Below are 26,223 nucleotides of genomic sequence, written 5' to 3' on the forward strand. Positions count from 1 at the left end.
GCCGATGAAGGCGATGTCTTTTCAATTAAACGCCCGCTGGCGAAATCTACACCGAGGGCTTCGATAAATCGTATGAACGGCGGTTCATCTCTGACGTGCGCCAACAACTCATGAAGATCTACAGGGCTATGCATAGGTTTCCTGGAAGCACTTAATGATTGATCACATGCTGCTGCACTGCATCGTGAACGGTCAACTCGGCTATCCAGGCTTTCAGGCCGGGGATGTGATGCGGAGTGACCACTCCTGGCCGTAAGCTGACCTTCTCTACAACCATCTACCGAACAAACGCAGACACATTCATCATTCCCCAACCTTCCCCACCAACACCCCAAACAACTCCCCCCGCGGCATCTCACTCAGCGCAATCCCCGCATTCTCAAACCACTCCTTCCCCGCCTCCGGATGCGGCCCGCTCAGCACCACCACGCCTTTCTCATACCGATACCGCGCCGCCGCCACATCGCCATTGCGATAAGTCGCAATCACCGTATACGGCGCGTGTCCATCAACCTTGGGGAAATACGGCCCGTCCTGATAGAACACACTGTCCGGCTTGCCATCCCACACCACTCGCACCGCCGCGTCTTCAATCCCGCGCACTTCAAACCCCGGTCGCCCGGCTTCGGAGTCGAGGTCCTGGGGTATCAACCCGAAGTTGCTGTTATCGGCAAGATAAGCGCCCATGCACAACCCCAGGTAGCGCCCGCCCTTGGCCACGTAGTCGCGAATGGCGCCCACGCGTGCATCACCGAAGCTGTCCAGCGCAGCCGGAATGTCCTGCCCACCGCCCGGCTGAACATAGAGGTCGTAGCGCGCGAGGTTTTGCGGGGTGATGTCGATGGCTTCATCCGCGCCCACAAAGTCGATCTGGTAGTTGGGGCTGAGCCGCAGCAAGGCGTTTTTGACGTTCTCGGAACAGTCATCACAGCCCGCCGGGCCTCGGTAGATGGCGACGTGGGTGATGGGCGTTGCGGCCTGTGCCCAGGGTGATTGCACGGTGGCGAGTGCAAAAAATGCGGCAGCGATGGCGGGCAGTTTCATGGTGGTGGGCTCAGCGAACAGGAGGTCGGGACTGTTCAGAGCCTATATCGAACGCGACTTTGAATTCGTTAACAGTTGTAAATCGGCTACTGTCGCCTGAAACCACATTCGCCAAGAGGGCCTGTAATGGAGCTGAAATTCAGCCACGTCGACGTACTGGTCGAGAACCTTGAAGAAACCTGCGCTTATTACGCCAAAATCCTCAAGGCCAAAATATCCAGCACTCAGGTCTGGAATCGCGGCGGCTTTCATGTGCGGTATGCGGTGGTGCTGATGGGCCAGGAGCGTTTTATGCTGGTGCAGCCGTTGGCGGGCAACTTGCGCGAGCTGTTGGACGCGCACGGTGAGGGGATGATTTATCGGCATTGCTACACCACGGCGGATATCGAGGTGGCCTATGCCGAATTGATGGCCGAGGGCGTGCAGCCGCAGGATGAAAACGGCCGGCCCTTGAGTCTGGCGGATCTGCAGTCGCCGTCCGGCACGCGCATCATTTGGTTGCCCAAGCGTTTTGGGCATTTCTCTATCGAGATTCTGGAGGAGAAAGGCTTGGAGGCGTTTATGGTCGCCGCGTTTGCTTGAACGGCGTTGCATTGGTTGCCTAGATGAGGATTACTGTAGGCCGCGCCCATCTGCGAGATAACCCGCCATGTTTGAATTCACCGCCCTCGTCACCTACATCGCCGTGGTGCTCGGCCTTTTCCTGATCCCCGGCCCTTCCGTGCTGCTGGTGCTCACGCGCACGATTCAAGGCGGGCGCAAGGTCGGTGTTGCGACCGGGCTGGGTGTGGCGTGCGGCGACCTGATTCATACCCTGTGTGCGGCACTGGGGCTGTCGGCGATTCTGATGACTTCGGCGGCGGCGTTTAATGCGGTGAAGTGGGCCGGCGCGGCGTATCTGATCTACCTGGGCGTGCGCGCGTTCATGGCCAAAACCGGCACGCATGCGCGGCTTGAGTTGCCTGCGGTGACGCCGCGCCAGGCGTTTTTCCAGGCGATTGGGGCTGAGGTGTTGAACCCGAAAACGGCGATCTTCTTCCTGGCGTTCCTGCCGCAATTCGTACACCCGGAATCGGGTTCGTCGCTGGTGCAGTTTGCGCTGCTGGGCTTGATCTTTTCGGCGCTCAGCGCGATTTATACGAGTTTGCTGGCGCTCTCGATTCGCCCGTTAAGTCGCGGGATCAAGGGGCTGTCCAGGCTGCGTCGGTGGGAAGGCAAGATCATCGGCACGCTGTTTATGGGGCTGGGGCTGAAAGTAGCGTTTCAACAGCGATAGGCAGGCGCGATGAAGTTCCACGGTTTTGTACTCGGGCATATAGAAGTTGAGGTCGAAGGACGCGCCTGTGACCTGCACAATTTCTATGTCGCCAGCGACATCCATTACGCGTTGTCTGAGCGCACGCTGTCGCTCAGGTTTACCCGACGGACCGAGGACTGGGTGCCGCCCGAAGAGCCACGGGAGATCACTGTGACCTTCCATGGCGTGAGTTACTTTGCGGCCGAAGGGCGCCATGACAGCCCGATTGAGGATGACAGGGTGCTTCACGCCATCGGCGTTGTAGCGGCCGACGCCGAGACGGATACGTTCTACCTCAGCGATACCTTCCCCGCCGACCATCACGTGGTGGTGTGCTTCGCATCGGGTCTGACCTTGCGGCTGCACGCTGTTGAGGCGCGGTGTGACATTCAGGTCTAAGGCGTTGCACTTCGAACCGATGGGGAACAACTGGCTAATCCGTGAATATGGGCCGGATGATGTGATGACTTTTATTGAATATCAGGACTTTTGATGCCCCTAACCAAACGCGATACCGCCCGCCTCGAACGCCGCCTGGTCGCCACCCTCACCGAAGCCTGCGAAACCGCCAAAACCGAAATCCCGGGCTTCGAGTGGCTGACTCACACGGTTGATTACGCCGCGTTCCCGCAAAGCCTGCGGGTGATTTGGGTGTTCGATACGCGGGCCAATAAGGAGTCGGCCCTGGCAAACGGCGCGGACCAACGTATGCGCGAACTGACGGCTGCGGCGCTGCACGACGCCGAGGTAGCCTCGGTGAAAATCGAGCGCTGTGTGCGCTTTGATTGCGAAGAAGCCTGCAACACCCAGCATGGCGGCGATTGGCGGGCGCGCCTGGCCTGATACTGCGGCGATGCAGATGTTTCGGTTCGGCAGGTCGACCGTGTTGATGCCTTCGCAGGCAAGCCAGCTCCCACAGTGATTGTGGGAGCTGGCTTGCCTGCGAAGGCATCGACTGGTTGTACCTGAAGCACCGAGGGGCTTGCATCCTGGCGGTAGGCTGATCATTCCAGTGGCCGCAATGACGACGCCACCAGCAAATCCCGCGTATACGCATGCTGCGGCGCCTCAAACAGTTGCTGCGTACTCCCCGCCTCCACCACCACACCGTCCTTGACCACCATCAAGTCGTGCGCCAACGCGCGTACCACGGCCAGGTCATGGCTGATAAACAGGTAGGTCAGGCCGTGCTCCTCCTGCAAGCGGCGCAGCAGGCTCACCACTTGTTTTTGCACGGTGCGGTCCAGCGCCGAGGTGGGTTCGTCGAGCAGGATCAGGTCCGGCTTGATCACCAGTGCGCGGGCGATGGCGATGCGTTGGCGCTGGCCGCCGGAAAACTCGTGGGGGAAGCGGTGGCGGGTGTCGGGGTCGAGGCCGACGTCGCGCAGTGCGCTGATCACTTCGGCTTCACGCTGGGCGGCAGTGAGGTCGGTGTGTACACGCAGGCCTTCTTCGATGATTTGCTGCACGCTCATGCGTGGGCTGAGGCTGCCGAACGGGTCCTGGAACACCACTTGCAGCTTGCGCCGCCACGGCCGCAGCGCCTTGCCTTTGAGCGCGTCCAGGGCCTGGCCTTGAAAGCGGATGCTGCCCTGGGCGTCGATAAGCCGCAGGATCGCCTGGCCGAGTGTGGACTTGCCCGAGCCGGACTCGCCGACAATCCCCAGGGTCTTGCCGCGCTGTAAGCGCAGGTCGATGCCGTCCACCGCCTTGATCGGCGGTTTGCGCCGCAACAGGCCGCCTTGGGCGAACCAGACCCGAAGGTCGTCGACCTCCAGCAGGTTACCTGCCGGTTCACGTTCAAGCGCACGCCCTTCGGGCTCGGCTTCCAGCAACTGACGGCTATAGGCATGTTGCGGCGCGCCGAACAGCGCCTGGCAGTCAGCCTGTTCGACGATCTGCCCCGCCCGCATCACCGCCACGCGCTGGGCGATGCTGCGCACTACGTTGAGGTCGTGGCTGATCAACAGCAGCGCCATGCCCAGGCGTTGTTGCAGGTCTTTGAGCAGCGCGAGGATGCGCCGCTGCACGGTCACATCCAGCGCAGTAGTGGGCTCATCGGCGATCAATAGCAGCGGCTCACAGGCCAGCGCCATGGCGATCATCACCCGCTGGCGCTGGCCGCCGGAGAGTTGATGCGGGTAGGCATTCAGGCGTTGGCGCGGCTGCTGGATGCCCACCAGTTCGAGCAGTTCCAGCACCCGTTCGCGTGCGGCGGCGCCGCCCAGGCCTTTGTGCAGCAGCAAGGTTTCGGACAGCTGGCGCTCGATGCTGTACAGCGGGTTGAGCGAGGTCATCGGCTCTTGAAAGATCATGGCGATGCGGTCGCCGCGAATCTGGCGCAGGCGCGCAGGCGGCGCGCCGAGCAGTTCTTCGCCCAGGTAACGAATGCTGCCTCGGGTGCGCGTGGTGTGCGCCGGCAGCAATTGCAGGATCGAATGCGCGGTCACCGACTTGCCGGAGCCCGACTCGCCCACCAGCGCCAGGCATTCGCCGGCGCGAATATCCAGGTCAATACCCCGTACCGCCTTATGCCCTTCGAACGCCACCTGCAGGTTACGGATTTCAATCAACGCATCAGTCACGGCACAGCTCGCTTTTCAGGATCGAGGGTCAAAGGCGTCACGGCAGGCTTCGCCGATAAACACCAACAGGGACAGGATCAGCGCCAGCGCAAAAAACGCTGTCAGCGCCAGCCATGGGGCTTGCAGGTTGTTTTTGCCCTGCCCGATCAACTCACCCAGCGAGGCGCTGCCGGTGGGCATGCCGAAGCCGAGGAAATCCAGGGCCGTGAGTGTGGAAATCGCGCCGGTCAGAATGAACGGCAGGTAGGTCAAGGTGGCGGTCACCGCATTCGGCAAAATGTGTCGCAGCATCACCGCGAAATCGCCTACGCCGAGGGCGCGAGCGGCTTTGACGTATTCCAGGTTGCGCCCGCGCAGGAACTCGGCGCGCACCACGTCCACCAGGGTCAGCCAGGAAAACAGCGCCATGATCCCCAGCAGCCACCAGAAGCTCGGCTCGACAAACCCGGAAAGGATGATCAGCAGGTACAGCACCGGCAGCCCGGACCAAATCTCGATCAGGCGCTGGCCCAGCAAGTCGATCCACCCGGCGTAATAACCTTGCAGCGCGCCGGCGGCGATACCGATCAAAGCGCTCACCAGGGTCAAGGCCAAGGCAAACAACAGCGATACACGGGTGCCGAAAATCACTCGCGCCAGTACGTCCCGCGCCTGGTCGTCGGTGCCCAGCCAGTTCTGCGTGCTGGGCGGCGTGGGCGAAGGCGCGGTGAGGTCGTAGTTGACCGTGTCATAACTGAACGGGATGGGCGCAAACAGCATCCAGCCGCCCTGCCCTTCGATCAGCTCGCGCACATAAGGGTCGCGGTAGTCCGGTTGAAACGGCAGGGTGCCGCCGAAGTCCTGTTCGGTATAGCGCTCGAACGCCGGCAAATACAGCGCGCCCTGGTAAGACACCAGCAAAGGTTTGTCATTGGCCAGCAGCTCACCGCCCAGGCAAGCGACAAACAGCGCCAGAAACAGCCACAACGACCACCAGCCCCGGCGATTGCGTTTGAAGTGCAGCCAGCGGCGGCGTGTGGTCGGGGAAAAAGCCTGCATCAATGCGCCCTCGCAGAAAAATCCAGACGCGGGTCCAGCAGCCGGTAGCACAGGTCACCGAGCAATTTGATCACCAGCCCCACCAGGGTGAAGATAAACAGCGTGCCGAACACCACGGGGTAGTCCCGCGCCACCGCCGCTTCGTAGCTCAGGCGGCCGAGGCCGTCGAGGGAGAAGATCACCTCAATCAGCAGCGAGCCGCCGAACAGCATGGCGGTAAGCGCCTGGGGCAGCCCCACTACAATCAACAGCATGGCGTTGCGAAACACATGCTTGTACAGCACCTGTTTTTCGCTGAAGCCCTTGGCCCGTGCGGTCACCACGTACTGGCGGCTGATTTCATCGAGAAAGCTGTTTTTAGTCAGGATGGTCAGGGTGGCAAAACCACCGATCACCAGCGCCGACACCGGCAGCACCAGGTGCCAGAAATAATCCACGACCTTGCCCGCCCACGACAGGCTGGCGAAGTTTTCCGAGACCAGCCCGCGCACCGGGAACCAGTTCAACAGGCTGCCACCGCCAAACACCACGATCAGCAACAACGCAAACAGAAACGCTGGCATGGCATGGCCGATGATCACCGCCGCGCTGCTCCACACGTCAAAGCGGCTGCCATGGCGCACGGCTTTGCGGATGCCCAGCGGGATCGACACCAGGTAGCTGATCAGCGTGGCCCAAAAACCCAGGGATAAGGTGACCGGCAGTTTTTGCAGGATCAGGTCGGTGACCTTGGCGCCGCGAAAGAAGCTGTCGCCAAAATCCAGCCGCGCGTAGCTGCTGAGCATCAGCCACAGGCGTGCGCCCAAGGGTTTGTCAAAGCCGTACTGGCGTTCGATATCGGCCACCAGCGCCGGGTCCAGGCCACGGGTGGTGCGCGCCTCATTGCTGCCGGCTTCCACGCGGGTGCCGGCGGCGGAGGCCTGGGTGCCGATGCCTTGCAGGCGCGCGATGGCTTGCTCCACCGGGCCACCGGGTGCGGCCTGCACAATGAAAAAATTGACCAGCAAAATGCACAGCAAGGTCGGCACGATCAGCAATAAACGGCGTGCGCTATAGGCCAGCATGTTGGCTCACCTCGGTCAGTTCGCGCATTTGGGCAGTGGTCAACGGCGTGGGGCTCAGTTCCCACCAGGTGTCGATGCCCACCTCGTTGAGCGGCGAGGTGCGCGGGCGGCCGAAACGGTTCCACCACAGCGACGACGAGCCCGGCGGGTAGTAGTTGGGAATCCAGTAGAAGCCCCACTGCAAAACACGATCGAGGGCGTGGGCGTAGCGCATCATGGTCGGGCGGTCGTTGGCGCGCACCAGGCCATCGATCAACGCGTCCACCGCCGGGTTGCGCAGCGCCATGTAATTGTTGGAGCCCGGGTCGTCGGCGCTTTCGGAGCCAAAGTAGTTGATCAACTCGCGGCCCGGCGATGGGCTGACCGGGTAGCCCACAACGATCATGTCGTAGTCCCGCGCGCGCACGCGGTTGGTGTACTGGGCCGAGTCGATCATGCGAATGTTGAAGCCGATGCCGATCTGCGCCAGGTTGCGCTTGTACGGCAGCAGCAAACGTTCGAACCCCTTCTGGCTGTTGAGGAAGGTGAACTGCAACGGCGTGCCCTCGGCATTCACCAATTGGTCGCCCTTGGGTGTCCAGCCCGCCGCTTCGAGCAACTTCAAGGCTTGCGCCTGCTGGGGCCGAATGCGCCCGCTGCCGTCGGTGTGCGGCGGTTGATAGACCTCATCGAACACCGCCTCCGGCACCTGGCCGCGCCAGGGTTCAAGTAGCGCCCGCTCCTGGGCATCGGGCAGCTCACTGGCCGCCAATGGGCTGCGGGAAAAGAAGCTGCGCTGGCGCAAGTACATGCCGTGCATCATCTGCCGATTGCTCCAGTCGAAATCCCACAACAGGCTCAATGCCTCACGCACGCGGCGGTCCTGGAACTGCGGCTTTTGCAGATTGAATACAAACCCCTGGGTGCCCTGCACCGCGTTCGGTGCCAGTTGCTCACGTTGCAGGCGGCCGTCGCGCAGGGCTGCGCCGTCGTAGCCCACCGAGTAGCTGGTGGCAGAGAACTCACGATTGAAGTCATAGCCCTGGGCTTGCAGGATCTGGCGCGACACATCGGTGTCGGCAAAAAACTCCAGGCGCAGGGTGTCGAAGTTGTACTGCCCTTTGCTCACCGGCAGGTCTTGCCCCCACCAGTTCTTGACCCGCTCGAAGGTGACGCTGCGGCCGTTGTCCACTGCGCTGATGCGATAAGGGCCGCTGCCCAGCGGCGGTTCAAACCCACCGCCGTTGGCGAAATTACGCCCGCGCCACCAATGCTCCGGCAACACCGGCAACGAGGCGATGTCCAGCGGCAAGGTGCGGTTGTCGGCGTTTTTGAAGGTAAAGCGTACCTGGGTCGGTGACTCCACCAGCACCTCGTCCACATCGGCAAAGCTTTGGCGGTAGGCCAGGCTGCCCTGGGTGGTGAACAGCTTGAAGGTGTAGGCCACGTCTTGGGCGGTGATGGGCGTGCCATCGGCAAAGCGTGCCTTGGGGTTGAGGTAGAAACGTATCCAGGTGTGGTCGTCCGCCAGTTCCAGGCGCTGGGCCACCAAGCCGTACACCGTGTACGGTTCATCTTGCGCGCGGTAAGCCAGCGGACTGTACAGCCAGCCCTGGATCTGGGTGATGCCGGTGCCTTTGTCCACATAGGGGATCAGGTGATCAAACGGGCCGCCTTCCATGGACGAGCGGCGAAAACTGCCGCCCTTGGGGGCGTTCGGGTTGACGTAATCCAGGTGCTGGAAGCCCGCCGGGTATTTTGGCGCCTCCCCGTATACCGTCAGCGCGTGCGTGGGTTGAGCGAGTAGAAACGGCGCCCACAGTCCTGTCAGCAACGTACCCAGGATTAAACGAAACAGGGTCACAACGGTGGCTCCTTTTTTGAACACACTGAAGATCAAGTATGGAAACTGGCTTGCTGTGGCGAGGGAGCCTGTCGAATCGTTCAACCGTCCCGTTCGACAGCGCAGCTGGAGCCGGCTTTTTTGGGGGCGCTTCGCACCCCAGCGGGAGCAAGCTCCCTCGCCACAAAGCCAGCTCCCACAGTTGAATGGCTTTGTTCTTGAGCCAGTACTTCAGGCTCAGAAGTTGTAGGAAACCCGGCTATACAACGTGCGCCCAAACGGGTCGGAATAACGCGGGTCGTAGCCACTCTGGAACGTCGAGGTCTGGTTGCTGAACGGTGGCTCGCGGTCGAACAGGTTCTGCACGCCCACGGTGATCTGCGCGGTATCACGCCAGGTATAAGTGCCGGCCACGTCCCACACGCTCCAGGCGCCGACTTTGTCGTGGTAGGCGCGGTTGTAGTCGTTGTAGCCGCTGGTGTAGCGGTTGGTCAGCGAGGCGCCGAGCGGGCCCTGGTTCCAGGTGCCGGTCAGGCTGTGACGCCAGCGCGCGACGGCGCCGGCCGAGGAAAAATCACCGCCGCGAAAGTCACCGGCCTTGTCGATGTAGTCGCCCTTGAGCTGCTGCTGGTACACATAACGATCAACGTAAGTGCCTTGCAGGTTGGCGCCGAACTGGCCGAATTTTGATTCGGCAAAGCGGTAGTCGAGGCTCACGTCGACACCATTGGTCTTGACCTTGCCCAGGTTGGCGAGCCCGGTGACGATATGGTCGATGGAGCCATCGGCCTTGCGCACGATACGGTCGGCGTACAGGTCCGGTTGTTCAAACACCGCCGACTCCGGGAATTCAGCGATCTGGTTGGCGATTTTGATCCACCAGAAATCCAGGCCCACGGACAGGTTGGTGACCGGCTGGTACACGAAGCCTAAGGTTACGTTGCGTGCGGTTTCGGGGCTCAGGCTCTGGTTGCCGCCATTGCGGCTGAAGAACTGCTGCGCACAGTCGCGGTTGGCCAGGCCGCCGTTGCTCGGCCGGCCACCGGCGCACAGGCGCGGGTCGTTGTAGTTGGCCACGGTGAAGGTGGTGAAGTTCGGGTTGTACAACTCATACAAGGACGGTGCCCGGAAGCCTTCGCTGTAGGCGCCACGCACCACCAGCTCGCGGAACGGCTGGAAGCGGAACGAGTATTTGGGGTTGGTGGTGTTGCCAAAATCACTGTATTTGTCGTGACGCAGCGCCGCCGAAAGTTCCAGGCTGTCGAGCACCGGCACATTCACCTCGGCGTATTGCGCCGACACAGTGCGGTCACCCGCCACGGTGGCGGCCGGGTCGACGCCCAGGCTTTGCACATTGGCGGCAAAGGCGGCGAAGTCCTGGTGGAAGTCTTCCTTGCGGTACTCACCGCCCAGCGCCAGCGCCGACGGCCCCGCACCAAACCAGTCGCCAATGTCGCGACTGATGCGCCCATCGATGCTTTTGACCCGGCCCACGGCCGTGCCGTAATCGCCATCCACGCCACTGGCATCCAGCAAGGCGCGGCCAGCGGCTGACTGCGGGCCGAACGGGTTGATCACACCGGTGTTGATGCCATTGGCCACCGCGCGATCATCCACATAGCCGCTCTGGATCGCGTTGGTGACTTTGTTCTGGTTGTAGGCCGCGCCGACGTTGTAATCCCAGCCCGCCAGGGTGCCTTCGAAGGTCAGCAGCAGGCGCTGGCCGACGTTGTCGTCTTCATGCTTGCGCGGCCCTACTTCGCTTTCGCGCCAGTTCACGTCGACCGGTTGCGTGGGGTCCAGCGCAAATTGGCTCGGGCCTGGGGTGATGCCGTTGCCAGGGTAGTACGGCGTGCCGGGTTGCACTTGCAGGCCTTGCAGCAAGCCGGGGCCGATTTGGGTGCGGTTAAGGTTGCGCGCCCAGAAGTATTCGAGGCTCACAGTGTGGTCATCGGCCAACTTGCCGCTGGCCTTGCCGAAAAACGAGGTCTTTTCGGTTTCCGGCACCAGGTCCAGGTAGCTCCACAGCGATTGCCGGCAGATGCCGCTGCGCGAAATCAAGCCGGGGGCATTACAGCCGGACGCCGCCAACGGGTTGCTCGCATTCGCACCCTGGCTGTAGTTGGCCGGCGAGGCGATGCCCGAGGAATAATCCAGGCCACGGCCCGGCTGGTAGTTGTAGGTGTAGTCGCGGTCCTTGGCCTTGAGGCTTTGCTGTTTGTCGTGGCTGACCACGCCAAACACGTTGAAGCGGTCTTCGTCCAGGTCGCCAAAACCCCAGCTGCCGCTGAAGTTATTGGTTTCACCGCCGCCTGCGCGGGTTGGCGTGCTGCCGCCCAGGGTCAGTTGGCCGTCGGTCACGCTTTTTTTGGTGATGAAGTTGATCACCCCGCCGATGGCATCCGTGCCATACAGCGCCGAGGCGCCGTCGCGCAGCACTTCCACGCGGTCGATGGCGGCAAACGGGATGGTGTTGAGGTCGACCCCCGAACCATTGATCGCATTGGTGGCGTTGTTGGCCAGGCGGCGGCCGTTGAGCAGCACCAGGGTTTTGTTCGGGCCGATACCGCGCAAATCGGCAAAGGCCGCCCCACCGCTACTGGAGCCGATCGAGCGACCGGAGCCGACCGAGGACTGGTTGGCGGAAATGCGGCTGATCAGTTGCTCGGTGCTGGTGACGCCCTGTTTTTTCAGTTCTTCGGTGCGCAGGATGGTCACCGGCACAGCAGTTTCCGCATCGACCCGGCGGATGGCGCTGCCGGTGACTTCGATGCGTTGCAATTGTGGAATGACCGAGGGGCTTTCCACGCCGGTCGCAGCTGAAGCAGGGGCGGCTGGCGGCGGTGCGGCGCTCAAGACGATGCCGCTGGCGCTTTCGCTGTCCTGCAAATCGGTGCCCTGCAAGGCGATTTGCAGGGCCTCGCCGGCGCTCAAATCGCCCTTGATCGCCGGCGCATTCAGCCCGCTGACCAAGTGTTGCTCAAACGAAATCGGCTTGCCGCTTTGCTGGGAAATGCTCAGCAGGGTTTTGTCCAGCGAACCGGCCGGAATATCCAGCGGCGTGGCGGCCACGGTGCCGGTGGCGACCGTGGCGGCGAGGCTGAGTAAAAAGCGTGTGTGTCGTGGCGTAGGCATGCGTCGGGGCTCCCTGTCCTTTGTCTGGTTATGCAGGGTTGTGCGGCGGCGCCGAGGTTTTTATAGGGCGCCGGTTAGACCGTTAACGCATGTCCTTATGCACTCATTTGCCGAAGTGGTAACTCACGTCCAACCAGACTTGTCGGCCGTAAGGGTCGTAGTTGCCGACCGGGTAGTACGGCCACGCGGAGTCATCATGCTTGTAGGTGTTGAACAGGTTGTTGACGGTCAGGCCGACGCTGGCTTCATCCGTCACCTGGTAGCGCGCACTGGCGTTGAAGGTGGCCCACGGCGACAGGCGCCCGGTGCCTGCGGCGTTGGTGACGCTGCCATACCGCAAGCCGGTCAGGGTGGTGGTGAAACGCTGGTAATCCCAGGTGAGGCTGGCGTTGACCTTGCTGCGCCAGTCATAGAAGTTGGTGCTGCTGCGCACGTTCTGGGTTTGCGCCTGGTCCGAATCCTTGAGGTAGTGGGACAGCACCAGGCTGTAGCCGATCACCGAGCTGAACGCGCCGTACTCGCCCGCGCCCCAGCGGATATTGCTCTTGAGGTCCAGGCCGCTGGCCCGCTCGCTGGCAGCGTTGATGGCATTGATGTGCACCTGTTGCAGCTGGTTCGGGTCGACGGCGGCGTTGCCGGCATTACGTTGCACACGTGCCAGCACGTCGGCGCAGGTGGTGGCGTCGAGCAGGCCGTTGCGGCATTGGTCTTCCTGTTGCAGCAGGCGGTTGATGTCGACGGTGGTCAGCAAATCCTTGATCTGCACGCGCCAGAAGTCGGCCGACACATCGAACTGGCGCGACGGCGACCAGACCACGCCATAGGTCCAGGATTTACCACGCTCAGGCGCAAGGTCCGGCGTGCCGCTTTGGGTGTAGTCGACGCGCCCGCGGTTGCACGCGCTGTCGATGCCCTTGCTGCAACCGTAGTAGTCGATCTGGTCGGGTTTGTAGCCCCGGGTATCGGCCTGGTAGATGTAGTTGAGGTCCGGCGCTCGGAAGCTGGTGCCATAGCTGCCACGCAACAGCAGGCTGGTGATCGGCCGCCACTCAAGGCCCAGGTTGTAGGTTTTCTGTTGCTCGGAGCGGCCACTGAATTTGTACTGGTCCCAACGCCCGGCAGCCGAGGCCAGCAGCGTGTCGGTGACGGGAATGCTGAACTCGCCGCCCGCCGCATAACGGTCGCGCGAACCGCCGGAATTGGAGGCCGGTGTGGTGTTGTAGAAGGTGCCGTCGTTAAGTTGGTCATCCACATGCACGCTGTAGGACTGGCGCCCCACTTCGGTCACACCGGCAAACCCCACCGGCCCGGCCGGCAGCTCGAACAGGTCGCCGTTGATGTTGGCGCTGAAGGTCTGGGACACCGACTTGCTCTTTTGCACCAGGTTGCCGCGAAACTGCCGCCACTGCTCTTCGGTCAGCGGCTGGTCGAGCCGCGAAGGGTCCGGGGCAAACACCGGGTGGCCATCCTGCGTGCCCAGTTGCGGCCCCAGGAAGTAGTCGCGGATGCCGCTCAGCGGCGTGTAACGGGTGGTGCGGTCGCTGGTGTACTCGGAGCGGTTGGCCGCGAGCTGATAACCCCAGTCGCTGTTGGCGAACTTGTCTTCAAGGCCCAGGGTGCCGGTCCAGGACAGTTCGCGCCATTTGCTGTTGTTGCTGGTCTTGCCGCCGATTTCTTCCGCGGCGAAATTGCGCGACCAGCGCTCCAGGTTGCCGGTGGTCTGGTTGATAAAGTCCGGCGAGGTGAAGCTGGGTCCACGCGTGTTGTTCTGGGTGTGATCGAAGCCGAACATCAAGTCGGCAAACACCTTGCCGCTTTCGCTGAAGTGCCAGGTGCCCCGGGTGTAGCCGTCGTAGTTTTCCTTTTCGGCTTGCAGGGTCGAGTAGTCGTTGTAGTACTGGTTGGTGGTGCAGCGGTTGCCGGTATTGCCCAGCTTGCCGTTGTAGATACCACCGTAGGCACCGCAACCGGGGCCCAGGTACGCGCCGGTGTCGAGGTTGCGCCGGTAGCCGACGTTGACCGCCGGGCCATCGGTCATAAACCCGCGCTGGTTGCTCCAGATCGGCTGGCGGTTGGTCAGCTCCAGGCCGAACACGCCGTCAAAATCGCCCCAACTGTCGCCACCGCTGATTTGCAGGCGCTGGTTGTCACCGCCGCCACGCTCGGCGTAACCACCGCGCACGTTGACGTCCACGCCGCTGATCTTGTCCTTGAGGATGATGTTGACCACGCCTGCAATCGCATCCGAGCCATACACCGCCGAGGCCCCGCTGCTGAGGATTTCGATGCGCTCGATCATCACCGCCGGGATGTTCGCAAGGTTGGTGAAGTTGACCATGCCATCGTAGGCCGTGGGGTAGTCGGCCACGCGTCGGCCGTTGATCAGCACCAGCGTGTGGTTGGGCCCCAGCCCACGCAGGTTGAGGGCGCTGGCGGCTGGCTGGAAGGTGTTGCCGTAGTCTTCGCCCTGGGTCATGCCGGTGTTCTGGGTTTGCGAGGCGATGGCGTCGTAGACGTTTTTGTAGCCCCGGCTGGTGATCTCTTCGCTGCTGATCACCGTGACCGGCGACGGCCCTTCGACCTGCGCGCGGGCGATACGCGAGCCGGTGACCACGACTTTTTCCAGGGCCACATCGCCGGGTACTTTGGCCGCTACGGGGGCCGCCACGGGGACCGGCTTGATGCTGGCGGCGGGCGCCTTGGCAGCCCGGCGCAGTACCCAACCACCGTCGCCGCTTGGCACGGCATCCAGGGCCGACCCGCGCAGCGCCTGCTGCAACGCCTGCTCGGTGGTAAAACTGCCGCGCACCGGCGCGCTGGTGAGGCCCTGCACCAAGTCTTGCTGAAAGGAGATGGTCTGGCCGCTGCGGCGCGACAGGTTGAGCAGCGCCTGGTCAAGCGGGCCGCTGGCGATATCAAAATCGAAAGCCTGGGTATGCGTGGCCACGGCCGACGACGGTTGCCCGAAGGCCACCGCGCCATGGCCCGTCAAGGCCACGCCAATGGCCAGTGACAGCGCCGCCAGTGATGAGCGGCTGAGGTGTGTGAATTGCATGGTTGAGCGTCCCCACCAGTGTTATGCAGTTGATGGGTTGAACAACCAATCAGCGGTTTTTATAGGCGGCCGTTAGGCTAAAAAAGCATGGGCTTATAACGCTGCGCCAGCGCGCTTGCAGGTGGATAAACCTCTGCCTGCATTGGGGTGTGCAACAGCCTTCAAGTTTTTATAGGGCGCCGGCAAATTATTTTATCGACGCTCGATGCTGACCCAATAAGGGCTGTGGTAATCGATCTGCACCGGCAAGGATTTGGCCAGTAGTTGCAGGGCGCTTTGGCTGTCGTCCAGCGGGAAGATCCCACTCAAACGCAGGCTCGCCGCCTCAGGGCTGACGCGGATGATGCCGCGCCGGTAGTCACGCAGCGCCTCCACCACGTCACCCAATGAACGGTCGCGCACCTCCAGCAGGCCTCGCGTCCAGGCCGCCTCGCCGCCACTGGCGGCTTCGAGCTTGAGGATGCCTTGTGTGTCGAACGTGGCCTTCTGGCCGGCGTTGATGACCTGCACGGCGCCGCTGCGTGTGGTGATCTGCACCTGAGAGTGCAGCATCGTGATCTGCGTTTGGCCTTCGCCCTGCTGCACCAAAAACCGCGTACCCAACGCCCGCATGCGGCCTTGTTCAGTTTCGACAATAAACGGGCGCAGCCTGTCCTTGGCCACGTCCACCAGCAGCTTGCCATCGAGTAGCTGCAACAGCCGTTGCTGCGGGTTGAACTGCTTCACCACCTTGCTGCGCGCATCCAGGCTCAACGCGCTGCCGTCTTCCAGGGTGAGGTTCAAACGCTCGCCGGTGCCGGTGCGCAAAGTGTCCGCCGGCAACCCGCTGTCGTACAAGCGCATGACGATGCTCGCAAAGGAGGCAACCCCCGCCAACGCCAACGTATTGCGCAAAAAACTGCGGCGGCCAGAGGGTGCATTCAAGGTGTGCAACAAGCTGTCGCGGGGCATGCGCCGCAGGTCTTCGTTGCCCAGTACCGGCACGCCGCTGCCCATCCTATTGAAGATCTCGGCACGGCGTGGGTCGCCCTCGCGCCAGCGGCGGAAGGCACTGTGCTCCTGGGCACTGGCATGCCCGGATTGCAGTAACGCCATCCACTGCGCGGCTTCGTCGATCATGGCCTCATCGGATACGGTGGTGCTCATGGCTGCGCCATCGCCAGGTAGCAACGCTTGAACGCATCCGCCATGTACTGCTGCACCCGGCTGACCGAAACGTCCAGCCGCTCGCCGATTTGCGCATAGGTCAAACCATCCAGCTGGTGATACAAAAACGCCGCCTTGGCCTTGGCCGATAACCCGTCGAGCAAACGGTCGACCTCAAGCAGCGTCTCGATCAACACCAAGCGCTCCTCCGGCGACGGATGCGCCAACTGCGGCGCCAGCGCCAACGCTTCCAGGTAGGCGCGCTCCAGATCCTGGCGGCGCCAGCCCTCGTACATCAAGCGCCGCGCAATGGTGGTCAACAACGCTCGCGGCTCGCGAATGGCCGCAGGGTCCGGCAACGCCAGCACCCGTAAAAAGGTCTCCGACGCGATGTCCTGCGCCCCATGCGGGCACCCCATCGCGCGGCCAACGCGCGCGCAAAGCCAGCTGTAGTCACTCTTGAACATCTGGCCAATCAGACCGAAGTGCAGGTTCTGATTCACACCCATTGCATGCTCCATGCGGATAGCGGCCATCGGGCCTTGCTGTGAAGAGCGATGGAAAGTCATCGCAGGAAGGGCGGACTTTGCATGAAGGGGGTATAGGTTAGGAAAGAATAAAAAATTGCAAAGGGCTGCAAAAAAAGCATATGAAAAAATGAGATATACGGCCTGATGTGGGCGAATATACAAGGCGCTGGCGATGAAATTTAGAGTGCTTGTATTAGGCAAACCTTCATAAGCACTCAACATCCAACCCTTGATATACAACAAAAGGCATCAGCAAAAATCGAAGCCCATTTGAGCATGAGGCGTTTCATCCTTAACCGCGCTGCGCTTTTTCCCACGGGTCGCACTCGACGTCTTCTTTGTACGCGGTGGGGCTTTTAATACCTCTTCAACGTGATCATCAAACGTATGGCCAAACAGTGCTCGCAGGAATGCCTCTTGGTACACCTGAACATCCTCAGGCGAAAGCTGATCCCAAAAGGATTGACCAACATATTTCAGGTAAGCCGGGGGCACAGGGTACTCTTCAACTAAATCTTCAAGTACTGAACTGTAGGTCAAGATTTTTCCTTTCGATTCCCACCCACGCTCAAAGTGGTCCGCCTGATGGGGAATCGAGAAAGACGCCTTTTTGTACATTGACGAACTGTGTGTTGTGACACAAAAATTGGCACCCGCCCAAACATCATCGTTATCCGCACTTAATTGTGAAACCTGAAACAATTCGTCAAGTACTTCTGCAGCAGTGCCCGCGTCTAAAAACACTTCGTAATTATGACTGAAGTCATTGGGTTCAAGCCTGGCAACCCCGATGAGGTTGGGCAACATCAGCTTCATAGCGCTTCTAAAGCTTCTTACGTTTTGCGTATTTTCACACAGCACCTCAATTTGCGCCTGACGCCCCTCTAAAAACGTCTGAAACCTGGCTTGTTTTAACATTGTTTTTGGCGTGAGCGATTTAAACAACCCAGGGTTAATCGGCGAAATACTATACCCCTCGCCCATTCTGTCATTGGCAAAAGCCTCCAGGGAAGTGCACATCGTTTCGTAACAGGCCTCTGCGAACCACTCTGTTTCCCCGTCGGTGTAGTACTCCTCGGGCAGAGGCGTATTGTAGGCTAAGTAAGAAATCTTTAACGCGGCCTCCAACATACACGCTTCAGGTCTGCTATCGGTGCGCAGTACCAATGAGCGTTTGAGACAAAAGGGACCAAACTGCCTGTTTAAATCGTTTACCCTGCGGCGAATATCGCTGCTCACCCCCATTTTATGGCATATACCGTTCTCTCTGACGAGGATATATAAAAAGTGTCTTCCAAACATTAGAGCTCTCGCAGGTGCTGATTAACTTCCATCATCCGATAAAATAACGAAGTCGCCAATAGGACGATGAAGACTGAGCGGGATCAGCAGTGACCACTTGCACCCTTGTGCCAGAGGGCACTGCGCAGTTGTTTTTTCTCGCGTCTTGCCCTCAACTACAGCCTCACCCTCACACACGAGTATCAACCTTGGAACGCTATGAATCGCTGGTCATCGGCCTGGGTGCCATGGGCGCCGCCACGGTGTATCAACTGGCGAAAGCCGGTGTGAACGTCGCCGGTATCGACCGTCATCACCCGCCCCACACGCTGGGCTCCAGCCATGGCGACACGCGTATCACGCGGCTGTCGGTGGGGGAAGGCGCGCAATACGTGCCCATTGTGCGTCGTTCCCACGCTATCTGGCGCGAGCTGGAGGCGTTGTCGGGGGAGGCGCTGTTTGAGCAGTCGGGGTTGCTGGTGCTCACCTCTCGTGATGACTTTGATCCCAGCGATGCAACCGATTTCACCCTGCGCACCATTGGCCTGGCGCAAACCTACGGCATTGAACATGAGCTGCTGGACGCTGCGCAGATTCGCCAGCGTTTCCCGCAATTTGCCCAAGTGGCGCAGAGCGCCATCGGCTATTACGAACCTGGCGGCGGCTTCGTGCGCCCAGAGCGGTGCATTGATGTGCAGCTCACTTTGGCCGAACAACACGGCGCCACGCTGTACAAGGGCGAGACGGTGACTCACATCGGTTCGGATGCTCACGGCGTCACGGTGACCACCGACCAGCGCACGCTACAGGCCGACAAGCTGGTGGTGAGTGCGGGCAACTGGGCCGGCGAATTACTCGGCGCGCCGTTTGACCGGTTGCTGAGTGTTTACCGGCAACAGCTGTTCTGGTTCGCGCTGGAGCCTGGGGCCGACCTGGTGGGCAAATCCCCCACCTATATCCTCACGCACGACCAAGGCCAGACCCACTATGGTTTCCCGGCGTTGCCCGGCGAAGGCAGCCTGAAGCTGGCTACGGCGCAATATCACACCACTTCCACTCCGCAAACGCTGGACCGCACGGTCTCGGCAGCGCAAGCGCAGGAGATGTACGAACAGCATGTTCAGGGCCGTATCACCGGCGTGTCGGCCAAGGTGGTCAAGTCGGCGGTGTGTGCCTACACCGTGACGCCGGACCACGATTTCATTATCGACAAACACCCCACGCTGCAGCACACCCTGGTGGTGTCGCCATGCTCGGGGCATGGCTTCAAGCATTCAGCGGCGCTGGGTGAGGCGTTTGCGCAGTGGTGCATGCGTGGGTCGAGTGAGCTGGACCTGTCGGCGTTTTCGTTGAAGCGCTTCGACGGCAAAAGCGTTTAAGAAAATGCAGACACGAACCCGTGGCGAGCGGGCTCGCCACAAGGGGCAATTGTGCCTTCTGGCCCGACCTATTTGGCGAACGCGTATTCCCCGCCCTGCTCCACCGCCTTGCGGTACGCAGGTCGCGCCTGGAAGCGTTGCACCCAGGCCGCCAGGTTTGGATATGCCTGCAACTTGCCCTGGGCCTTGGCGATCTCGCCGATAAAGCTCATCTGGATGTCCGCGCCGCTCAATTCGTCACCGAGCAGATACGGCGTATCCGCCAGCACGTCATTCAGATAGCCCAGGTAGTTGGCCACTTCCGACTCGATACGCGGGTGCAACGGCGCGCCGGCTTCACCCAGACGACCGACGTAGAGGTTGAGCATCAGCGGCAGCATGGCCGAGCCTTCGGCAAAATGCAGCCATTGCACATATTTGTCGTAGGTCGCAGAGGCAGGATCAGGTTGCAGGCGGCCTTGACCATGGCGGCGGATCAGGTAGTCGATGATCGCGGCGGATTCGATCAACACCAGGCTGCCATCTTCGATGACCGGGGATTTGCCCAGTGGGTTGATGGCCTTGAGTTCCGGTGGTGCCAGGTTGGTTTTCGGGTCGCGCTGGTAGCGCTTGATTTCGTAAGGCAGGCCGAGTTCCTCCAGTAGCCAGAGGATGCGCTGTGAGCGCGAGTTGTTAAGGTGGTGAACGGTGATCATGGGCAACTCCGCAGGGCAAGGGTGAGTATCAGGGTATGAGACTATGCCAGCACTGAGGAGTGCCCATGATTTATTGTGGCAGCCCCTTCACGAGAGGCTGCCCCTCAAGAGGCCGTGATCAGGCGACGGCGGTCAAAAGCACTTCTTTCTTGAGCGCATCCACCAAGTCCTCCATCGTTGCATACCGCTTGCCTTGCAACTGCGGCCAGCGCTCGATAGACAACTGCCCCAACTCGTCACTTTTTATCGGGGTGGTAATAATCTCTCCAGTCCTGGAACGGTGAAGCAGACGGGCTTGTGTGGATGAAGCGTACTCGATCAGGAAGTCACCGATGTTTTTCAGGCGCACGCTCGGCAGGGTCGAAGCGGAAACCGCCGTCAACTGCACATCCGTCTTGAGTGCATGAATCAAAAAATCCAAATTTGGGTAACGCTTTGCTTGCAACTGTGGCCACCGCTCAATAAAGAACTGCCCCTTATCGTCAATTTGAACAGGCGTGGAAATAATATCTCCAGTGTTAGAACGATGGAGCACATTGGCTTGGGTCATTGAAGGCCGCTCGATCAGGAAATCGCCGACACTTCTGATCCATGTACGATCCGCTGCAACCATCGGGCGCGGCGCCGGCGTACCGGCTATACCGACATGCACCTTGAAGTCACTGCGAAGGGCCGTGCCCGGCGGCGTCTTGACCCCGCCTTCCAGGATTTCCCAGGCCCCACGGTGCAGAGGCAGTGCAAGGTCGGGCGCAACATCGCGTACCGTCAAGCTGACAGCATCCTGCAATTGCGCAATGCCTGGCACCCCCTGATAGATGTCGGCGTGGGCGCTGCCCATAAGCGCTACCCAATTATGCGGCCCCAGTGCCGCCTGATCAGCCTTGATCACCTCATTGGCAAAGTAACTGAACAGGCTCTCGCGGGCGTTCAAGTCGCGCATGCCTTTGACGTGGTAGCTGGCGGTGCAGTCGAGAGCCCGGACGCGGATGCCCGCCTTGTTCGCCGCTTTGACGACGTTGGTGTAGGTGTTTTCCCCCGTGTAACCTCTCATATGACCGAGGTCCTGCGCCCTCAGATAGCGCTTGAGATTTTCTGGCATTTTCAGCGTGTTATAAAAAACGTCCAGTTCAAGCTGGTGCAGATCGGTCAGCAGGTGTTCGAGATACAAGGTTTTTACACCCTGCTCTTTCAATAGCTTCATGTATTTGATCAGGAACTGTTTACTCGACTGATCCGCATGCGCTTCAGCAATAATCAGTCCGCGCTTGAGTTTGTACAGTTGCTTGACGAACGCCTCTTCACTGGTCGCCGTACCTAGCTCGACGAAGGTGGACCGTGCCGGGGGCGTGTAAGTGGCAAAGGCGGCTTTGGCGGACTTTTCCAAACGATTACGGGTGTTCTTGAACCCATTGAATGCTGCCTCATACGGGTGCCCACTCCCAAAGCCGTAGCGAGCATCCAAGTCACGATGCGAATGCACCATCTCATCCAGGTGCGCTTTCAACGACGCGGGCAGATCGAACTCAGTGTAATGGGACGGTGCAGCGGGCGCCGGCACCGCCCTTGAAGGACCCGCCGTCGGCAGCGCTTGTGATGCCGGCGCCATAGTCATCCGGTAATCACCCCGGGACAGCGCGGCGGAGGCAGTATCAGGCGAGATGCCCACCGCCTGGCCTTGGGTAACATCCTCCACACGCAGGGCGATGACATTCTGCAAGTCGGCCAGGCCCGGCACCTCTTCGGTGCTTCCTATGCGGTTATGGTCAACCAGGGCAATCCACCCCTCATCGGGGTCGTTTTTTGAAAGGGCTTTGTGGGAATAGAAGTTCCTGATTTGGCTGTTGCGCGGGATAAACCGCTCTTGTTCAGACAGCGCCAGCACATGCTCCATATGATATGAGCTCGAGGCGTCCACGCCATCGATCGCGACTTTGTGCTTGTGGGCTTCAAGCATCAGTTTACGGTAGGTAAAAGGCGCGTCCGCAGCCCAGCCCAAGCCTGCGTCGACTCGCGCCAAATGGTCTTCGACCTGTTTCAAGGCATGCGCAAGATTGCCCTTGGTTTCGCCGTTGATTATTTTAAGTTTGTTCCGGAACACATCGGCCGGCAGGTTTTCGATGTGCACGCGCTTGAGTCCTTGTGCTGCCAAGGCCGGCAGGTTTTCGATCAGTAACTGCTTACTGGCAACGCTGGTGTTGGATGCGCCAATGATCAGCGCCTTCTTGAGTGGGAAAAGGGTGGCAAGTACGGTAGACGGGCTGGAATCCGATGCCAGTACCGGAAAACCGGTGCGGTCTGGGCGTGCTGGAGGCGAGGCGTAAAGCGCCTGCGCATCTTCAGTCAGCTGTTTCACCTGATTGGGATAGCTGTCGCGTAGAGGCTTCAATTGAAGATAGGCCTCGTCAAGTGCGACAGGCGCAGTGACGTCGTCCGAATACTGGGTGAGGTTTTCCCTGAACTTGGGGTCGAGCGCGGATCTGAAGTCCTTGCCTTGCTCGGATGCAATCTCGTAGCGCGCCAAAGATTGGTCCGTCTCCTCCGGGAGTACGTCATACGTCTTTTTGCGGCCACCTCCCGCAACCCCGGAACGAACCCAATGGCCATCGCTATTCTGGTTGACCAGGCGTGCAGTTGACTGCAGTTGCCCAGTGACTGGGTCTTGGCGAAACAGCAGATGCCGCCCCAGGGAATCCGGTGCGTGCTTGACCCAGAACGGATGGCCATCGAACAGCACCTGTTTCATTCCGGCAGTAATGCCAGGGTCGATATCGTTGACCAGCGCGGCCTGCTTCAGCGCCTTGGTCACCGCCCGGGCGCGCAGTGCTTTGAGGGCCGGGCGAAAGTCAAACAGCACAGCGCCGCCTATATTGGCCAGGAAGCCAATGTAGTGTTTCAAGGCTTCGCCCGTGTCACCCTGTTGGTAGGCACTGATAGCGAGCATCGCGTCCTTGAACGCCAGCAAACCACCCAGGCCCAGGCTCAATACGGGAAAAGGGATAGTGGCGATGGCAGTGACCAATTCGACGCATGTCCACAAAATCCCCGTGATCATCTCCGTGCGATTGACCGTGGTGGCAATCACATCATCAATTTTTCGCTGCAACACCATGTTGTAGAGGTCATTGCGAAGGTCGGTCAGGGTGGTGGCGGGGGTTGTTCGGTCATAGCGCGCCGGGCTGGAGGTCGTACGGTCAATCGTCTCGGGTAAGCCATTGCGGGCAGTCTTCAGAAACGCTCCGATCCGTACCTGAGATTGGACCGGCACCCGACCCTGCAGGTAATCCGACACGCCGTCGACTATTTTCAGCCAGTAGTTGAACAACTTCGCCTCACGAAAGCTGACGCCATCGGGGGCGTTGGGGGTGTAGAGCAAAACCGGGTTGTTTGCATGGCTGAACAGGTAGTTGCCCATCACCCAGTCGCCGTCAATCGTCAGGCGATGTACCTGATAAGTGGTGCGGGTCGCCGCCACCGTGCTGCCAAGGCTGTCGATGGCACGCTCCAGCCAGGTCAAGTCGACCCGGGCGATATGACCGCGCAGGCAGCAATCGAGCGCCGCGTATTTCATCTGCAGTTGTGTAATCGCCAAGGTGGCGTCGCGGCGTTTGGCGTAACCGGGGCTGCTTGCGCTTTGCAATTTGCCGCGCACTTCGTCGATGTAGCGTTGACCTATCCATACACCGGTCACCGACCTTGATACGTTCTGCGGGGTCAGGCGACTCAGGTCGATGCCCGCCGGCCCGCTGAACGTGGCCGAGGTGGAGAATTTTGCGTCGATGAACCCGATGTTATCCGTGTAACCGTCTCTGTACAGCCGGGTATAGGTGATGGGCTTGGGCAGTCCACCCAACAGCGGCCACGGCGCCGAAACGTATACGGTGTCCGGGTCAACATCATTCTGAGGGCGGCCCAGCAGCGTATTCAGGCTGAGTTTGGCCTTGTCGTGCAGATAGGCATTGAAGGTAATGAAACTGGCTTCCGAATCAGGCAGGGCGTTATAGGTGCGCAAGGCACCTGCGGCATCTTCGGCAAGGCTGGTCAACCGGGTTCGGTCCGCCGCCTGGGCTGAGCGATACCATGGCGGGGTGCTGTATTCGTAGTCGTCCTGCGCTGCGCGTTGCCCATGCAGGACCATGGCGTCCAGGCAGACCGTGTGGGAGCACACAGGGCCGAATGTCACCTCCTCATGTTCCTTTGCGTCGGGCTTGAAGCCCAACCCTGTGAGGAACGTGCGCATCTTCGGGCGAAAACGCAGCGGGCATTGCTCCAACAGGTAGTCGCTCATGGTGCGACCCTTTAACTGCGTTTTGTCATCGGCCCAACCGATGATATGCGCCTGGCATTCGAGCTCGGTGGCGAACGCCAGGAACTGTCGCTCGCGCGGCGAATCCGGGGTGCACAACAGCAAACGCCGGATTTGGCCGGTGGCATCTTCCTCGCGCAATAACCACAGGTCTTTGAGTTGCGCGCCATGCAGCAGCACGGTGCGTGCGCACAGGAGCGGGTTCGTACCGGCCCGCAACGTTTCGAACAACCTGTGGTCTGCCGGGCTCAGGTCGCCTCGCAACCGGGCGACAAAGGCAAGCAACACCAGGCGATGATCAAACAGGTCGCGAGACGCGTTTTTGAATCTGACCTCGGTCTGCATTTCTTTTTGTAGCGCGGCAAAATCCAGGCGCGGTTGCAGGGCAGGTTCGCGGAGTATGTCGAGCAGGCTTTGCGCACTCAGAACGGCATGATCACCTTGCAGTGGCGCGTTCGCATAGGTGAGGGTGGTATTGGTCAGGAAGTCAGAACCGGGCAACTCGTCGCCGGTGTGCAGCCCGTCATAGCTTAATTGCACCAGATTGCGGGTCTGCTCATAGGTGCCGACATTGGCGACGTTGCGCCGGGTCGTGATGTGCAAGTGGAGCGGGTCCAGGTCGTGGATTTCCAGCGCTTCGTCCAGATACTCGGTCAACTGGAAATTGGCCAGCGCTTGAGGCGAAGCGGCAGGTCCCAGTAACTCGATATAGGTTGCCCGGGCCTGATTGTAATCCTGCATGTAACGACTCAGGGTGTCCTGGTCCGCCGTAGCCGCGTTGCGATACCAATCCGGCAGGCTGTTATAGACGCTGCGCTCGAGTAGCTGTTGGCGCCTGAACGCCAAGCGTGACGACAAGTCTGGCAGCGCTGCTGTCACCGCGTTGTCCAATGCTGACTTGAGCTGCGTTGCCTCGTGCAATGGGTTGTCTACCAGGCTCAATGCCAGTTCGATGTCCTGGCTGCGCTTGTCGATAATCGCGTTGTAGGTGTGTTCGAACAGTGGCTCGCCGTCAATGGGCAGCAATTGCAAAGGCCAGATATCGCCGACATCCAGCGTTTGATAACGTACAGGCAAGTGTCGGCAGAACTCCGCTCGACCCGCCGGTAGCGCCAAAGTCGCCTTGAGGCTCTGGTCGAGCTGCACCAGAGAGTCGAAGGCCTCCAGCCCCCGGTTTGGCGTGAACAACAAGACCTGGCCGAGGTTTTCTACCGACGTCAGGTTGTCCACGACTGGGCTGGACTTTCTCGTAAGAACGAAGGCCCCGGCAAATTCCACAGTTTTGTCCTGATAGCTGAAATTGAGCGCGTACATGCCAGGACGAAAGGTCGGGCCTCGGGAGCAGTCTTCAACCATGAGCTGTTCGGCAGGGCTTAGCAGGTAATCGCGCACATCCAGCTTGGCCTGCTGCTCCAACGCGCCAAGACCGGCCGCCTGGGTGAGGTAGCTCTTGCGGCCTAGAATGCCCACCGTGCTGACTTCGTCAAGGCCTAGCAGGTGCTTGTTCAAGTCGGTTTTGAGTTGGGTAAGCAACGTCTTGCCGGCCTCTTGGGTGAGATCTGCCCCCGTCAATGCCTCAAACAAGCTGCGTGACCTCGCCAGCAAGACTTTGTTGGCGTCGATCAGGTTGGTGTTCACCGCTTCCAGCGCAAGCAGTTCGGGTGGTAATACCACAGGCTCCAGGGTTTGCGTGCGCAGGCCCGGGTCGATCTCAAGCAGGTGTGTACGATTTTCCTGAAACGTCGGTGACGCGGATGTAGGGCTTGGCGTGCTCATGGGCACGGTCCTCATGCTGATGGAATGAACCCTCAGCATGAGAGCGAGCCTGGGTGTATCGGCGGTACATATT

The 26,223-nt window shown here is 60.4% G+C and carries 17 protein-coding genes; 5 read left to right on the top strand and 12 right to left on the bottom strand.

The genetic code is table 11. The features are described from left to right. Positions 1-303: 303 nt before the first annotated feature. On the bottom strand, positions 304-1,044 hold the full coding sequence (locus PSH96_RS19215; RefSeq protein WP_305454346.1) for a BPL-N domain-containing protein: 741 nt from the start codon (positions 1,042-1,044) through the stop codon (positions 304-306). Positions 1,045-1,170: 126 nt separating this feature from the next. Between PSH96_RS19215 and PSH96_RS19220 the strand changes: the two genes are divergently transcribed. The 4 genes from PSH96_RS19220 (at position 1,171) to PSH96_RS19235 (ending at position 3,184) form a co-directional block, all read left to right on the top strand. Further along, entirely contained in the window at positions 1,171-1,626 is a 456-nt protein-coding gene (locus tag PSH96_RS19220; protein ID WP_305454348.1) for a VOC family protein, read from the top strand. 67 nt (positions 1,627-1,693) lie between these two features. Further along, complete coding sequence (locus PSH96_RS19225; protein ID WP_305454349.1) at positions 1,694-2,320, top strand: LysE family translocator; 627 nt, start codon at positions 1,694-1,696, stop codon at positions 2,318-2,320. A 9-nt stretch (positions 2,321-2,329) separates the two neighbouring features. Continuing rightward, complete coding sequence (locus tag PSH96_RS19230; RefSeq protein ID WP_305454350.1) at positions 2,330-2,740, top strand: hypothetical protein; 411 nt, start codon at positions 2,330-2,332, stop codon at positions 2,738-2,740. Between the two features lie 93 nt (positions 2,741-2,833). Further along, the gene (locus tag PSH96_RS19235; RefSeq protein WP_305454351.1) at positions 2,834-3,184 is read left to right on the top strand and encodes a hypothetical protein; all 351 of its coding nucleotides are present in this window, start codon (positions 2,834-2,836) and stop codon (positions 3,182-3,184) included. Between the two features lie 161 nt (positions 3,185-3,345). Here the strand turns inward: PSH96_RS19235 and PSH96_RS19240 are convergent, their stop codons facing one another. The 9 genes from PSH96_RS19240 to PSH96_RS19280 all read right to left on the bottom strand — a co-directional run bounded on the left by PSH96_RS19240 (position 3,346) and on the right by PSH96_RS19280 (position 18,018). Next, a complete protein-coding gene (locus PSH96_RS19240) occupies positions 3,346-4,926 on the bottom strand; it encodes an ABC transporter ATP-binding protein (protein WP_305454352.1) in 1,581 nt (526 codons plus the stop codon). 15 nt (positions 4,927-4,941) lie between these two features. Next, a complete protein-coding gene (locus PSH96_RS19245) occupies positions 4,942-5,964 on the bottom strand; it encodes an ABC transporter permease (protein WP_305454353.1) in 1,023 nt (340 codons plus the stop codon). Then, a complete protein-coding gene (locus PSH96_RS19250) occupies positions 5,964-7,028 on the bottom strand; it encodes a microcin C ABC transporter permease YejB (RefSeq protein ID WP_305454354.1) in 1,065 nt (354 codons plus the stop codon). The genes PSH96_RS19245 and PSH96_RS19250 overlap by 1 nt, the downstream gene beginning before the upstream one ends. Continuing rightward, positions 7,015-8,871 (bottom strand): extracellular solute-binding protein, encoded by a 1,857-nt coding sequence (locus PSH96_RS19255; protein ID WP_370694307.1) that lies wholly within the window; start codon positions 8,869-8,871, stop codon positions 7,015-7,017. The genes PSH96_RS19250 and PSH96_RS19255 overlap by 14 nt, the downstream gene beginning before the upstream one ends. 216 nt (positions 8,872-9,087) lie before the next feature. Then, positions 9,088-11,985 carry a TonB-dependent receptor gene (locus PSH96_RS19260; protein ID WP_305454355.1) on the bottom strand — a complete coding sequence of 966 codons (2,898 nt, stop codon included), beginning with the start codon at positions 11,983-11,985 and terminating at the stop codon, positions 9,088-9,090. Between the two features lie 103 nt (positions 11,986-12,088). Further along, positions 12,089-15,040, bottom strand: coding sequence for a TonB-dependent receptor (locus PSH96_RS19265; RefSeq protein ID WP_305454356.1), 2,952 nt, complete (start codon positions 15,038-15,040; stop codon positions 12,089-12,091). Positions 15,041-15,232: 192 nt separating this feature from the next. Beyond that, positions 15,233-16,186: a FecR domain-containing protein gene (locus PSH96_RS19270; RefSeq protein ID WP_305454357.1), complete on the bottom strand. Its 954-nt coding sequence runs from the start codon at positions 16,184-16,186 to the stop codon at positions 15,233-15,235. After that, on the bottom strand, positions 16,183-16,695 hold the full coding sequence (locus PSH96_RS19275; RefSeq protein WP_058420986.1) for a sigma-70 family RNA polymerase sigma factor: 513 nt from the start codon (positions 16,693-16,695) through the stop codon (positions 16,183-16,185). Before PSH96_RS19275 ends, PSH96_RS19270 begins: the two co-directional genes overlap by 4 nt. Before the next feature lie 270 nt (positions 16,696-16,965). Next, a complete protein-coding gene (locus PSH96_RS19280; RefSeq protein WP_305454358.1) occupies positions 16,966-18,018 on the bottom strand; it encodes a GIY-YIG nuclease family protein in 1,053 nt (350 codons plus the stop codon). 188 nt (positions 18,019-18,206) lie between these two features. On the opposite strand from PSH96_RS19280, the gene solA reads away from it, so the two are divergent. Then, entirely contained in the window at positions 18,207-19,376 is a 1,170-nt protein-coding gene (solA, locus tag PSH96_RS19285; protein ID WP_305454360.1) for an N-methyl-L-tryptophan oxidase, read from the top strand. 68 nt (positions 19,377-19,444) lie between these two features. Here the strand turns inward: solA and PSH96_RS19290 are convergent, their stop codons facing one another. Beyond that, the gene (locus PSH96_RS19290) at positions 19,445-20,071 is read right to left on the bottom strand and encodes a glutathione S-transferase family protein (RefSeq protein WP_305454361.1); all 627 of its coding nucleotides are present in this window, start codon (positions 20,069-20,071) and stop codon (positions 19,445-19,447) included. A gap of 118 nt (positions 20,072-20,189) precedes the next feature. Beyond that, complete coding sequence (locus PSH96_RS19295) at positions 20,190-26,150, bottom strand: membrane-targeted effector domain-containing toxin (RefSeq protein WP_305454363.1); 5,961 nt, start codon at positions 26,148-26,150, stop codon at positions 20,190-20,192. Positions 26,151-26,223 lie beyond the last annotated feature (73 nt).

The sequence above is a fragment of the Pseudomonas sp. FP2338 genome (assembly GCF_030687515.1).
GTDB lineage: Bacteria > Pseudomonadota > Gammaproteobacteria > Pseudomonadales > Pseudomonadaceae > Aquipseudomonas > Aquipseudomonas salomonii.

Bases quoted from the DNA above. Each gene is read 5' to 3' on its own strand.
- PSH96_RS19275 (WP_058420986.1), bottom strand. From the start codon at position 16,695: ATGGGTGTGAATCAGAACCTGCACTTCGGTCTGATTGGCCAGATGTTC.
- PSH96_RS19215 (WP_305454346.1), bottom strand. From the start codon at position 1,044: ATGAAACTGCCCGCCATCGCTGCCGCATTTTTTGCACTCGCCACCGTG.
- PSH96_RS19265 (WP_305454356.1), bottom strand. From the start codon at position 15,040: ATGCAATTCACACACCTCAGCCGCTCATCACTGGCGGCGCTGTCACTG.
- PSH96_RS19245 (WP_305454353.1), bottom strand. From the start codon at position 5,964: ATGCAGGCTTTTTCCCCGACCACACGCCGCCGCTGGCTGCACTTCAAA.
- PSH96_RS19230 (WP_305454350.1), top strand. From the start codon at position 2,330: ATGAAGTTCCACGGTTTTGTACTCGGGCATATAGAAGTTGAGGTCGAA.
- PSH96_RS19225 (WP_305454349.1), top strand. From the start codon at position 1,694: ATGTTTGAATTCACCGCCCTCGTCACCTACATCGCCGTGGTGCTCGGC.
- PSH96_RS19295 (WP_305454363.1), bottom strand. From the start codon at position 26,150: ATGAGCACGCCAAGCCCTACATCCGCGTCACCGACGTTTCAGGAAAAT.
- PSH96_RS19250 (WP_305454354.1), bottom strand. From the start codon at position 7,028: ATGCTGGCCTATAGCGCACGCCGTTTATTGCTGATCGTGCCGACCTTG.
- PSH96_RS19235 (WP_305454351.1), top strand. From the start codon at position 2,834: ATGCCCCTAACCAAACGCGATACCGCCCGCCTCGAACGCCGCCTGGTC.
- PSH96_RS19220 (WP_305454348.1), top strand. From the start codon at position 1,171: ATGGAGCTGAAATTCAGCCACGTCGACGTACTGGTCGAGAACCTTGAA.
- PSH96_RS19260 (WP_305454355.1), bottom strand. From the start codon at position 11,985: ATGCCTACGCCACGACACACACGCTTTTTACTCAGCCTCGCCGCCACG.
- PSH96_RS19270 (WP_305454357.1), bottom strand. From the start codon at position 16,186: ATGAGCACCACCGTATCCGATGAGGCCATGATCGACGAAGCCGCGCAG.
- PSH96_RS19280 (WP_305454358.1), bottom strand. From the start codon at position 18,018: ATGTTTGGAAGACACTTTTTATATATCCTCGTCAGAGAGAACGGTATA.
- PSH96_RS19290 (WP_305454361.1), bottom strand. From the start codon at position 20,071: ATGATCACCGTTCACCACCTTAACAACTCGCGCTCACAGCGCATCCTC.